The organism is Nonomuraea sp. NPDC005983 (assembly GCF_040614375.1).
Lineage (GTDB): Bacteria > Actinomycetota > Actinomycetes > Streptosporangiales > Streptosporangiaceae > Nonomuraea.
On record NZ_JBEXUP010000093.1, the window covers coordinates 22,305 to 35,000 of the forward strand.

9 protein-coding genes are annotated in these 12,696 nt (G+C 70.4%); 3 read left to right on the plus strand and 6 right to left on the minus strand.

Going from position 1 to position 12,696, the window contains the following annotated elements:
* Nucleotides 1-6: 6 nt before the first annotated feature.
* From ABZ297_RS31995 to ABZ297_RS32010, 4 genes are all read right to left on the minus strand, one after another.
* Nucleotides 7-375: a hypothetical protein gene (locus ABZ297_RS31995; protein ID WP_355353876.1), complete on the minus strand. Its 369-nt coding sequence runs from the start codon at nt 373-375 to the stop codon at nt 7-9.
* A gap of 301 nt (nt 376-676) precedes the next feature.
* On the minus strand, nt 677-2,206 hold the full coding sequence (locus ABZ297_RS32000; protein ID WP_355353900.1) for a sigma-70 family RNA polymerase sigma factor: 1,530 nt from the start codon (nt 2,204-2,206) through the stop codon (nt 677-679).
* Between the two features lie 266 nt (nt 2,207-2,472).
* Nucleotides 2,473-4,239, minus strand: a complete 1,767-nt coding sequence (locus tag ABZ297_RS32005) for a substrate-binding domain-containing protein (protein WP_355353879.1) — start codon at nt 4,237-4,239, stop codon at nt 2,473-2,475.
* Between the two features lie 133 nt (nt 4,240-4,372).
* The gene (locus ABZ297_RS32010) at nt 4,373-4,945 is read right to left on the minus strand and encodes a cation transporter (RefSeq protein ID WP_355353882.1); all 573 of its coding nucleotides are present in this window, start codon (nt 4,943-4,945) and stop codon (nt 4,373-4,375) included.
* 203 nt (nt 4,946-5,148) lie between these two features.
* On the opposite strand from ABZ297_RS32010, the gene ABZ297_RS32015 reads away from it, so the two are divergent.
* Together ABZ297_RS32015 and ABZ297_RS32020 are read left to right on the plus strand one after the other, a co-directional pair.
* Nucleotides 5,149-5,925, plus strand: coding sequence for a DUF4184 family protein (locus ABZ297_RS32015; protein ID WP_355353885.1), 777 nt, complete (start codon nt 5,149-5,151; stop codon nt 5,923-5,925).
* Nucleotides 5,918-6,742 carry an RNA methyltransferase gene (locus ABZ297_RS32020; protein ID WP_355353888.1) on the plus strand — a complete coding sequence of 275 codons (825 nt, stop codon included), beginning with the start codon at nt 5,918-5,920 and terminating at the stop codon, nt 6,740-6,742. Before ABZ297_RS32015 ends, ABZ297_RS32020 begins: the two co-directional genes overlap by 8 nt.
* 104 nt (nt 6,743-6,846) lie before the next feature.
* Here the strand turns inward: ABZ297_RS32020 and ABZ297_RS32025 are convergent, their stop codons facing one another.
* Complete coding sequence (locus tag ABZ297_RS32025; protein ID WP_355353891.1) at nt 6,847-9,195, minus strand: LuxR C-terminal-related transcriptional regulator; 2,349 nt, start codon at nt 9,193-9,195, stop codon at nt 6,847-6,849.
* 402 nt (nt 9,196-9,597) lie between these two features.
* On the opposite strand from ABZ297_RS32025, the gene ABZ297_RS32030 reads away from it, so the two are divergent.
* The gene (locus ABZ297_RS32030; protein ID WP_355353894.1) at nt 9,598-12,147 is read left to right on the plus strand and encodes a M4 family metallopeptidase; all 2,550 of its coding nucleotides are present in this window, start codon (nt 9,598-9,600) and stop codon (nt 12,145-12,147) included.
* Between the two features lie 26 nt (nt 12,148-12,173).
* Here ABZ297_RS32030 and ABZ297_RS32035 read toward each other — a convergent pair.
* A partial coding sequence (locus ABZ297_RS32035; protein ID WP_355353897.1) for a LuxR C-terminal-related transcriptional regulator occupies nt 12,174-12,696 on the minus strand: 523 nt, incomplete at its 5' end.

Below are 12,696 nucleotides of genomic sequence, written 5' to 3' on the forward strand. Positions count from 1 at the left end.
TGATGTTCACCTTGCCCTGGCCCCCTGTTCGGTCTGCATGCTCTTCCCCCGGTACAACACGCGAAGCACGTACATGAACCCTCCGAGCACGGCGACCGTCGCCACACCGGCCCTCGGCGACCAAGCGTTGAACTGGAGCATGGCTTGGGCTAGGAGCACGTTCAGCACGAGACTTGCCGCGGCTCCTACTGATAGTGCGGCAAGTGGGTCACGATCTCGCAACAGTCCTACGACCGCGGCGCCGGGAACGACGAGGAGGAACAGAGAGATCAGGAATGGGCGCAGCGGGGTCTGGATGTCGAACAGCGCGATCGCTGCTCCCGCGACGCACGCGAGCGCGAGCAGCCACGTAAGCAATCTGCGGTGTTTGAGCATCTGTTGTCTCTCTCCCCGAGTTCCTGGCCGAACGTAGGCGCGACTGATCGCATAATCATGGGACCAATCCACCTCTGAAGCCGTCAATGCCGACGCTTGACGACGCGCTCCGGTTTACCGGCAGGTCAAAGTTTCTTGTGTGTTCTTCAACACACAGGTAAAGGCAGTGCTCGGATCCGGTGCGGTCCCCAAGCACACCAGAATGCCCTATCTCGCATAGGATCTTCGAGTCAAGACGTGATATATCCCCATTTGTCACAAAAGTGTACCCGTGAAACACGATCTACCTGAACGTGACCCCTCAGTTGTCAAGGGCCTCCGTTCGCGTGCTGGTGATCGACGCGGGCTCCGTGGTGGACTCGCTGGGATGCGGGGTCGGGGTCGCGGGATCCGTCGGAGGTTCCGAGGTCGGCGGCTGGTCCCCCTGCCAGGAGAGTGAGCAGCTCGCGCTGCCTGCGTTCGAGTTGAACGAGACCCTGCCGCTGCCCGCCGATCCGGGGTCGTCCACCGTCACCCAGATCGCCACCGAGCCGCCCGCCTTGATGGAGCCGCTCGCCGGGAACACGTCCAGACCCTGGGTGGAGGCGGCGTTCCAGGTGACGGTGGCGTTGCGGGCCCGCAGCCCGACCTTGGCCACGCCGTCGATCCCGGCAGGGCAGGACGTGGCGAGCCTGGCGCCCGGCGCGGCCTGCCGGCGGGTGGCCGTGGGGACCGCGGCCGGCCTGGTGGTCGAGACCTTGATGGCGGGCCGCGCGGACGGCGCATTCCTGGCCGTGGATTTCGGCGTGGTTGTGGTCGTGGGTGTGGTCGTGGGCGTCGGCTCAGGGGACGGTTCCGCGTCGGTCTCCAGCACGGGCTCGGGGGAGGGACCGGTCGGATCCGCCTCGGGAGTCGAGGGGGCGGGGACGGCCCGGAGCGCGCTCTCGGCGCTGTCACGGTCGTTCACCAGCGCCATCGCGGCCGTCGCCGCCACCACGCACACCCCCGCCAGCACCACCGGCGCCAGCCTGCGCGGCCTGCGACGGCGGGAGCGGCGCTCGACGGCGACGGGGAAGCCGGTCCTGTCGAAGCTGTCGCCCCGGTCGGTGATCAGCGTGCGGGTCTGGTCGCGCTCCGGGTTGACGCAGGTGTCGATCACCCGGCGGCGCAGCGACAGCGGCGGGAAATCCACCGGCACCATGTCGAGCAGCCGCCCGGCCGCCACCCGCTGGTGCCGCCCCTCCGTGCACACCTCGCACCCGCTGATGTGCCCGGACAGCCTCCGCCGCAGCAGCGGAGTGAGCGGCCCCTGCCAGGAGTCCAGCATCGCCGACAGATCGGGGCAGTGCGCCCGACCCGTCCTGGCCAGCACCACGGCCGCGGCGGCGTTCTCCAACTGGTCGCGCGCCCTGCCCAGCCGGGACGCGGCCTGTCGCGAGGTCAGCCCCAGCACGGCCCCCGCCTCGCCGGGCGTCAGCCCGTGCCGCACCGACAGTTCCAGCACCTCGCGCTCGTTCCTGCGCAGCTCCCCGAGCGTCTGCCGCACCAGCTCCGCCAGCTCCGGATCCTCGGGCGCGTCGAGCACGGGCGGGGCGGCGTCCCCACCGCCGCTCCGGTGCGCGAGCCGGGCCGTCGCCTGGAACCTGGTCAGCGCGTACAGCCAGGGGCGCAGCCGCCCGTTGTCCCGCAACCGCTCCACGCACCCCTGAGCGGTGACGAGCGCGTCATGCACGGCGTCGGCCGCGCTCTCCCTGTCGCCGATCAACGTCCAGGCGTAGTCGTACAGCCGCTCGCCGTAGGCGTCGTACAGCTTGGCGGGGGCATCGGTGTCCGCGCGCCGCAACGCCTCCACCAAGTGGTGATCGTCACTCCGACCGACGCTCGGCCATCCAGGCACGACAGTCCCTCCCCGATCTTCACCGGCGAACCCCCACGCGTACAGGACGCCGCTTGCGTGGCAGGGGTTGCCGCAGCATGCCCAACAGGCATGATCTGGGAAAAGAGTGGCGGATGTGACAAGAAGTCACAGAAGCGCGGAATGGGCCGCGAACGCGTTGTCGCGGCGCCCGGCCGAAGGAGGGCGCGCGGCCAACGGCGGGGGAGCGGCGGAAGGATCCGCTACCCGTCGCAGTTGGGGGCGCAGATGCGGCGTTGCATGCCCTGGAGGAAGAAGTCGCGGACCTGGAGCACGTCCTTGGCGATGTACGCCTCCCCGCCCGTGGCCTTGGCGACGGCGTCCATCTGCTGCTTGCCCGCCGCGGCCTCCGGGCCGAAGGCGATCAGCAGGATGCTCACCGGCCGCTTCGGGTTGTACTTCTGCTTGAGGAAGGTCAGGATCTGCTTGTCGCTGACGCCGCCGTCGGGGTCGTCGTTGCCCGCGCCGTCCGTGAGAACCACGATCGTGTTGATCTTGTCCTCCTGGTACGTCTTGGTCATCTCGGTGTAGGCGGCCTTGAGGGTGTCGTTCAGCCCGGTGTCGCCCGAGGCCTTGGCCTGGATGGAGTTGAACTGCCTGGCGAGGGCGTCCTTGCGGAGCACGCCGTTGACCGTCTCACTGAGCGGGCCCACCGAGACGACCTCGCGCCAGTCCTTGCCCTGGGCGTCGAGGTGGGTGGAGAAGGCCCACACGCCGATCTCGGAGTCGGCGGGGAACAGCGCCAGGCCCTCGGTGGCGATCCTGCTGATCGCCTGCATGCGCGTCATGTTCGTCTCGGGGACGGGCAGCGCCATCGTGCCCGAGACGTCGAGCAGGGTGAGCAGCCGGGTGCCGAGGTTCAGCCGCGACCAGGTCTGCGACAGGGCCGACACGGTCTTGACGTCGGGGACGGGCAGCCCCTTCGGTGCCGTGGACGCGAACCCCTTGCCCTTCGCCAGCGCTTCGCCCGCCTGGCCGTCGGGGGTGCGGAAGCCCTGCTCACGCAGCGTCCGCTTGGCCGACTCGGTGCTGAGGTCGTGCGTGAAGTCGGCGGCGGCCTTCTGCGTGGTCGGGTCCTTGGTCAGGACCGTGATCGGGTAGTCGAGGCTCAGCGTGCCGTCGGTGGGGTAGAGCGGCACCACCGGCGTGTCAGGCTTTTTCGTGTTGTGGGCGTAGATGGTCTGTTCGGACGAGACACCGATCGGCACCCTGCTGCCCGACTTCACGGTCAGGCTGGCCATCAGCGCGCTCGGGTCGGCGACGAGCTGGCCTGACAGCTCCTTGAACGCGCCCACCAGCGCCTTGTCCTGGCCCGCCTTCTTGGCCGAGCCGGCGGCGGCCAGCAGTGCGGCCATCCCGGCGGAGTTCTTCTGCGGGTCCAGCGCGAGCACTCGGACCTTCTTGCCGGGACCGTCCGGGTTCGCCACGTTCGCCGCTGCGATCAGCCCGGCCCAGCTCGGCTGCAGGTTCTCGGGCAGCTTCGTGGCCATGGACTTCGCCGCCACGAGCACGACCGGAGAGACCGCGACGGTGCCGGTGGGCGCGGGCACCTCCGGCGTGGCGGCGCGCAGCCTGCTGACGACGAGGCTGGAGTCCGCGACCCAGAAGTCGGCGTTCGCCTTGCCCGCTGCCAGCGCGTTCGCGGTGCGCGACGCGCCCTCCTTGGCCACCGTCACCTCGACGCAGCGGCTGTCGATCGAGTGCATGGCCTTGTTGTAGTTGCCGGCGATCTTGTTGAGCGCGGGCTGGATGTCGGGGGTGGCGACGACGCGGAGCGGGAGCTTTCCGGCGGTGCAGTCGTGGTCGCGGGTGAAGATGACGTACGCGGCGACGCCGAGGAGGACGGCGAGCGCGACGGACCCGGCCAGCGGGACGAGTACCCGGCCGCGTCCGCTGCGGGGGCGCCTGCGGGGGGCCGGTTCCTCGGCTCGGTAACCATCATCGAGCTCGTCTGTGCGGTGTCGCCCCACGATGTCCTCTTCGGTGTGTTGAGACCTTCCGGAGACCCTAGCGGGAGAAGCTCCGCAATACTTCGGGAACGATACTCGGTGTAGTTAGTGGTGCAAAACAGCGCTTTTGGTGCCGGTATTACGCCGTGTCACGTCAGTGGCAGCATGCGTGACCGCGCCAGGCCCGCGTTCCCTCCCGTACGGACACCGCCGCCAGGGCCACCGCCATCACCGGATCCACCCACCACCAGCCGACCGTGTTGAGCCACAACCCCGCCAGCACGCCGGCCGCCATCGCGGCGCAGATGAGGTTCTGTGTGCCCTCCCCGGCCGTCGCCGTGGAGGCGAGCCGGTGCCCGAGCCGCCGCTTGACCAGCCCCAGCACCGGCATGCTCAGCATGCTCACAGACGTGACCACGATCCCGAGCACGGTCGGGGCCGGCCGGTGGCCCGCGTCCAGGTCGTGCGCCACATGGATCACCAGGTAGGGGGCGAGCACCCAGAAACTCACCGCGACCAACCGCTGCGCGGTGCGCTCGGCGCCCGGCGACAGAGTCCGCGACCCGGTGAAGCGCCACACCACGATCAGGCTCGCGGCCGCCTCCACGAGCGCCGACAGCCCCCAGCCGATCAGCGCCACCGAATGCGCCGACAGCCCCGCCGCCAGCCCCAGCGTGCTCTCCACCGCCAGCCATACAAGAGTGGCGACCGAGAGGGAGCGAGCCACGCCAGCGGCGCGAAGCCATGCGGCCGACGCGGCTGGATGCGGATGAACCTGCTGGTCAGGCACCTTTAACCCCCGAACTACCGACTTCCGGTCGCCGACCGCGAGACGTAACGTATCCATTACTGACAGTAACTTTAGGGCTTGGGTGTAAAGATCGTGCAAGCTTCGCCGGGTAACGTTCCATCGATCAGGGAGGGGATTTCGTGCCGTTCACACCCAGTCACATCGCCGCGGTCCTGCCGCTGGTGTCCTCGCCGCGCATGCGCAAGCTGGCAGATCCCTGGGCCCTGGCGGTCGGTGCGATGGTGCCGGACCTGCCGATCTTCTTCCCGTTCCTGCCCGACTACACCGACTGGCACTCACTCCGCAGCGTCTTCACCCTCGACCTGGCGGCGGTCGTGGTCCTCCTGGGCGTGTTCCACGCGTTCTTCAGGGATCCGCTGATCGCCCTGCTGCCGCCCTCGCTCGCGGGTCGCGCCGCGACGCTGCTGCCGTCGAGCCGGATGGAGAGCCTGCTCCCCATCGTGATCGGGGCGGTGGTCGGCGCGGCCAGCCACGTCCTGTGGGACTCCTTCACGCACGTCAGCGCCGTCGACCACTGGGGAGCCTGGATGGATCACTCCGTCTTCGGCGTGATCAGGTTCTTCCGCCTGCTGCAGTACCTGTCGTCGGTCGTGGGCCTGGCCGTCGTCATCTGGTGGGCCTGGCGCAACCTGTCCCGCATGGACGCCGCGGCGGTCCCCGAGCGGCTGCGGATCTCTCCCTGGGTGCGGCGCACGGTGGTCGCGGCCGCCACGCTCGGCGTCGTCGCCGGCGCCTTCCTCTGGCCCCTCGTGGACGAACCCAGCCCCGACCTCGGCGTCCCCAGCGTGATCACCAAGGTGGGCGCGGGCACCCTGGTGGGCCTCTGCCTGGTGCTCACCTGCTATGCCACGGTCTGGCAGGTCAACCGCCTCGTGGCAATATCGGAAGGTGCCTGACTACGTAACCGACGCCGCCGACCCTCGCCTCGCCGACTACACCCAGCTGCGGGACGTCGAACTCCGTAAGAGCCTGGAGGCGGAGCGCGGCCTGTTCCTCGCGGAGGGCGAGAAGGTCATCCGGCGCGCGATCGCGGCCGGCTACCCGATCAGGTCCGTCCTCACCACCCGGCGCTGGCTCGCGCCCCTGGCGGACGTCCTCGGCGACGCGACGGTGTACGTGGTCAGCGACGACATCATGTCCGGCATCGCGGGCTTCCAGGTACACAGGGGAGCGCTCGCCTCCATGGAACGCCTCCCGCCCACCCCCGTCGACGCGGTGCTGGAACGCGCCCCCCGGCGGATCCTGGTGCTGGAGGACCTGGTGGACCACTCCAACGTCGGCGCGATCTTCCGGTGCGCTGCCGCGCTCGGAGTGGACGGGATCATCCTGTCGCCACGCTGCGCTGATCCCTTGTACCGCCGTGCCGTGAAGGTGTCGATGGGCGCGGTCTTCTCGATCCCGTACGCGCGGATGGACAACTGGTTCACCGGTCTGGAGCAGCTGCGCGAGGCGGGCTACCAACTGCTGGCGCTGACGCCCGACCAGTCGGCCGTGCCGATGGACACCGTCAAGATGACCGACCGGGTGGCGCTGCTGCTCGGGTCGGAGGGTGACGGGCTGTCGTCCCGGTGGCTGCACGAGGCCGATGAGGCGGTCTGCATCCCGATGAGCGCGACCGCGATGGCGGCCGGCGTCGACTCGCTCAACGTGGTGGCCGCCGCCGCCATCGCCTGCCACAGCCTGATGCGCGTGGGAACAGACGCCGGAGCGTGATCCGGCGTGGGAGGCCGGTGTCTCCCGTAGCAGGCTGACCGCCGGCGCCGTGGTCCAGGTGAACGGGCCTGACGCGGTTCCTCGCGGCCTCTGGGGGCGTGCCGTCACGGCGCCGCGGAGTCCCGCTTGCCCGCGGCCCGGCTCCGCTCTCCGATCCACACGGCGATCTGGGCGCGCGAGGTGAAGCCGAGCTTGCTCAGGATGCGCTCGATGTGCCCTTCAGCGGTGCGCTGGGCGATCACCAGGGTGGCGGCGATCTCCTTGTTGCTCATGCCCTGGGCGACGAGCTGGGCGGTCTCGGTCTCCCGTGCGGTCAGCGGCGACGGCTCCCCGGAGGGTTCTGCGGGCTCCTGCGGAGCGTCCTCCCCCAGGGCGAAGGTGGTCGCCTCGTCGATGGAGAGCCGGGCACCCTTTTTGAGCGCGGACTGGAACGCCGACTCCCCCAGGGCGGCCCGGACGCTGGATTCGCAGGCGTCGTGGTAGCGCATCAGATAGGTGAAGCTCGCCATGGGCGTGCCCATCTCGCCCCAGATGACCTGAAGGGCCCCCAGCAGTCGGCCTGCCCGTTGGAACCGCCTCTCGGTGGCGGCGATCCAGGACAGCACCTCGAAGTTCATGGCGAGACCGAGCAGGTCGTCGACCGAGCGGTTGTAGCGGAGACTTCTCTCCTCCAGCTCGACCGCCCGGGTGAGCTCGCCCTGGCGCCAGTACTCCAGGCCGAGCGCCAGCTCCCCGCGCGCCCTGTGCCAGCCCTCGCCGTAGGCGTCGCTCACCTCCAGGCACCGCTCCCCGTTCTCGATCGCGGCGGAGGAGTCGCCGGTGAGGGAGTACGCCAGGCAGAGCCGCAGATGCGCCAGCGACTGCCCCAGCGGATCGCCGATGGCCCGGGAACGGGCCGCGGCCTCCTGGTAGATCGCGATCGCCTTCTCGGGGTCCCCGCGACAGATGACGACGCCGCCCCAGAAGATCGCGACGTAGGCGAGCACGCGCTCCAGGCCCAGCCGCTCACCCAGGTCCCGGCTCTCCGCCAGCATCTCCTCGGCGGTGTCGAGCTCGCCCTGGAAGACGGCCAGCCAGCCGGCCGCCCACAGCGCCATGGCCCGCGTCTCGCTCGGCGCGGTCTCCGCGGCCAGCCCCAGCTCCAGCCAGCGCCGGCCCTCCTTCATGTAGTAGCTCGTGATCCAGTGGTAGGCGAGATCCGTCGCCATCTCCAGGCCCGCACCGGTGTCGCCGGTGGCGAAGCAGTGGTCCAGGGCGCTCCGCAGGTTGGCGTGCTCCCGACGGAGCGAGGTGAAGCAGGTGGCCTGATCCGGGCCGAAGCGCCCCCGTACTGCCTGCGCCGCGAGGTGCCGGTAGTAGTCCCGATGCCGGCGCCGCATGGCGGACTCCTGGCCCGAGTCCTTCAGCCGTTCCCTGCCGTACTGCTGGATGGTGTCGAGCAGCCGGTAGCGCATCGACGGGGCCTGCTCGGCGATCAGGATGGACTTGTCCACCAGCCCGATCACCAGGTCCACGACGTCCCCCGTGGCGATCCCGTCCCCGGAGCAGACCTCCTCGGCCGCCTCCAGATCGAGGCCCCCGGCGAACACCGCGACCCGGGCCCACAGCAGGCGCTCCTGCTCCGTGCACAGCTCGTAGCTCCAGTCGATCAGGGCGCGCAGGGTCCTGTGGCGGGGGACCACCGCCCGCGAGCCGGCGGTGAGCAGCTGGAAGCGCTCGTCCAGCCGTTCCAGCAACTGGGGGAGTGACAGCGCCCGCAGCCGCACCGCAGCCAGCTCGATCGCCAGGGGTATGCCGTCCAGCCTGCGACAGATCCGCTCGACCGTCTCCTGGTTGGCCTCCGTCACCGCGAACCCGGGAAGGACGGCCGCGACGCGCTCGGCGAACAGGCGCACCGCGTCGTACTCCATCAGGGACTGCGGCGGCAGCAGGCCGCCGTCCCTGTCGGGCAGCGTCATCACGGGCACCGCGAGGATCTGTTCGCCGGTGACGCCCAGCACCTGTCTGCTGGTGGCGAGAACGCGCAGATCCGGCGCGGCCCGGGTGAGCGTCTCCACCAACACCGTGCACGCGTGCAGCAGGTGCTCGCAGTTGTCCAGGACCAGCAGCATCCGCTTGTCCCTGAGATGCTCGGCGAGCACGTCCACGAGCGGTCTCGACGACCAGTCGCGCACCTCCAGCGCCTCCGCCACGGTCTGACCCAGCATGCCGGGGTCGTTCAGCGTGGCCAGCTCGACCAGCCGGACGCTGTCAGGGAAGGCCCGCGACACCTCGGCCGCCACCCGCAGCGCGAGCCGCGTCTTGCCGACCCCGCCGGGGCCGGTGAACGTGACGATGCGCGACTGGGACAGCAGCCGCTTGGCCTCGGTCACCTCGTGCCGACGCCCGACAAAACTGGTCAGTTCGGCGGGCAACCGGCTCAGCTGGGGTCGCCTGCCTGTCTGGGATGTCATCGCCGTCATGGAAGGCCTCGCGGATCGCCGCGTACGGGTATAGGAGCCGACAAAACCCAGGTTATGCCCTTACCTGGGGGAGCCCACCGAGCGTCAGCTCGTGCACGCGTGCCGGGCGCCTCCATGGGACGCCTCCCGCTCCGACCGCCCCCTCGCCAGCGGGCGGGCCGTCGGTGAGGAGCTGTGACCAGCGCGAACCGAAACATCGGTATGCCTACCGATGCACATACGGATGTGCAGGCTTGAGCGCAGCGCCTAGCGTCTGGCGGCAGCAAGGTGAAACGGCATGCTCACCCGCCCCCCGTTCCCGGTCGACCCCGTGGCCCAGGCGATCCCTGCGGCGCGGTGGCCGGCGTGCGCGCACGCCGCGGTGCCCGGGAAACGCCGAAAGGAGCACGACCCGTGAAACGCACCGCCTTAGCCGCCGCGACCGTGGGACTCGCCACGGCCGCGGCCATGGCCCTCTCCGCTCTCCCCGCGCACGCCGCCCCACCCGGAGCCACCAAGGACGAGTCCGGCGCGCGGGCGCAAGCGGCGCCCGACCCGGCCTCGCTCGCGGCGGCGGTCGCCGACAAGGCCGTCTCCAGCGGGCTCGACAACCTGGCCAAGGGACCTGACGAGGCGTACCGCCGGGTGTCGGTCACCCATGGCACCAGCGACATGTACTTCGTCGGCTACGAGCGCACCTACAAGGGGCTGCCGGTGGTCGGCGGGGACGCGGTCGTCGTCACCGACTCGGCGGGCCGCGTCCGCGACACCGTCGCAGCGGCCGGACCGAACAGCCAGGACGTGCAGACCCAGGCCAAGATCAGCGCGGAGCAGGCCACCGAGGTGGCGAAGACCCGGCTCTCGCGCGTCGACGACTCCGCCGCCCCGCGCCTGGTGGTGCTCGCCTGGGGCGCAAAGCCCAGGTTGACCTGGGAGGCCGTCGTCAGCGGCCTGGTCAAGGGCAGGCCGAGCATCCAGCACGTGTTCGTGGACGCCCGCACCGGTAAGATCGCCGACTCCTACGACGACGTGCGCGAGGGCAGCGGCAACGGCTACTACTACGGGCAGGTCACCATCAACACGAGCGGCTCCGGCAGCTCGTACTCGATGACCGACTCGACCAGGCCCGGCCTCCAGTGCGGCGGTCAGGGCGGCACCGCCTACACCGGCCCCGACGACGCGTGGGGCAACGGCCAGGGCACCAACCTGGAGACGGCCTGCGTCGACGCGCTCTACTCCGTCCAGCGCGAGTGGGACATGCTGCGTGACTGGCTCGGCCGCAACGGCATCAACGGCAGCGGCGGCGGGTTCGGCGCGCGCGTCGGGCTCAACGACGTCAACGCCTACTGGAACGGCAGCTACACCAACTTCGGCCACAACCAGGCCAACGACCGGCAGGCCACCAACATCGACGTGGTGGCGCACGAGTTCGGGCACGCCATCTTCCAGACCACGCCCGGCGGGGCCGGTTCCGGCAACGAGAACGGCGGCATCAACGAGGGCACCGGTGACATCTTCGGCGCTCTCACCGAGCACTACGCCAACAACCCCAACGACCCGCCGGACTACCTCGTCGGCGAGGAGGTGGACCTCGTCGGCCAAGGGCCGATCCGCAACATGTACGACCCGAGCGCGCTCGGCGACCCGAACTGCTGGTCCTCCTCGATCCCCAACACCGAGGTGCACGCGGCGGCCGGTCCGCTGAACCACTGGTTCTACCTGCTGGCTGAGGGCAGCAACCCCGGCGGCGGCAAGCCGTCCAGCCCGATCTGCTCCGGCGGTCCGTCGTCGGTGACCGGCGTCGGCGTGCAGAAGGCCGGCCAGATCTACCTGGGCGCCCTGAACCGCAAGACCTCGGCCTGGCGCTACACCAACGCCCGCGCGGCCTCTGTCGCGGCCGCGATCGAGCTGTTCGGCGCCAACAGCGCCGAGTGCAACACCACCAAGGCGGCGTGGAGCGCGGTGAGTGTGGCGGCGCAGTCGGGCGAGCCCGCCTGTGGCACGTCCACCAGCGACTTCGCGCTCTCGCTCAACCCGTCGACCGGCAGCGGCCAGCCTGGGCAGCAGGTGACCGCCACGGTCAACACCCAGACCACGTCCGGCAGCGCCCAGACGGTCAACCTGACCGCGTCCGGGCTGCCCAGCGGCGTCACGGCGAGCTTCAACCCGTCGTCGGTCACCTCCGGCAACTCCTCCACCCTGACCCTGTCCGTCGGCTCCTCGGCGGCGCAGGGCAGCTACCAGATCACCGTTACCGGCACGGGGTCGGTCACGCACACTGCGATCTTCACTCTGCAGGTCGGCAGCACCTCGACGCGTGACTTCTCGATCTCGGCCAACCCGGCGGCCGGCACGGTGCAGGCCGGCTCCGCGGCCACCACCACGATCGGCAGCACCACGACGTCCGGCAACGCGCAGGTCGTGAACCTGGCCGCGAGCGGTCTCCCCACGGGCGCCTCGGCCGCTTTCAGCCCGGCCTCGGTGACCTCGGGCGGCTCGTCCACCCTGACGATCTCGACCGCGCCGACCACGCCCGCCGGCTCGTACAACGTGACCGTGACCGGCACCGGCGAGACGGCGACGCACACCACGACCTACGCGCTCACGGTGCAGGGCACCTCGGGCGGCAGGACGTTCACCAACGACACCAACTACACCATCAGCGACTTCAGCACCGTGCAGAGCCCGGTCACCTCCACAGCGACGGGCAAGGCGGCCTCGCCGGTCAAGCTGTCGGTCACGATCAACCACACCTGCGCGGAGGATCTCGACATCTGGCTCCGCGGGCCGAACGGAAAGTGGTACTCGGTCGACAGCTACGGCGGCACCAGTTGCACCTCGTACGGCACCCGGACGTACTCGGTCCCGGTGAGCCAGCAGGCGGCGGGCACCTGGGTGCTCGAAGTCAGCGACGTCTACCTGGGTGACACCGGTTACCTGGACTCCTGGAGCATCACCGTCTAGACCCGCGGCACCAGAGCCCCGGCCGGTCATCCGGCCGGGGCTTCGCTCCATGGAGGGGGAGGCACCTCGTTGCGGGTGCGGACGCCGAGTTTCTGCAGCACCCGCGCCACGTGCGTGTCGACCGTGCGGCGCGACAGGAACAGCACCTCGGCGATCTCCCTGTTGGTATGGCCGAGGGCGACCAGCCTGGCCACCTCGCTCTCCCTCGGTGACAGCACCCCGCGGGACTTCCTGCCCCCGCGCGGCCGGCTGTCGGCGCCGATCTCCCGCAGCAGATGGCGGCAGCGTGCCGCGTCGTGGGTGGCGCCGAGCGCGGTGTACCGCTCGCCCGCGTGGGCGATGATCTCCGCCGCGGCCGCCCTGTCGCCGAGTTCGAGTCGCGCGCCCGCCTCGGCCTCCGCCGCCCGCGCCGCCCCGTACGGCCTCGCCATCGTCTCGTAGGCGGCGCGGGCCCGGCCGTGGCGGCGGGCGGCCTCCTCGAAGCGGCCCTCCGCTCCGGCCAGGGCTCCGCGTGCCGACTCCAGCGCCGCCTCGGCCGCCGGCGCGGTC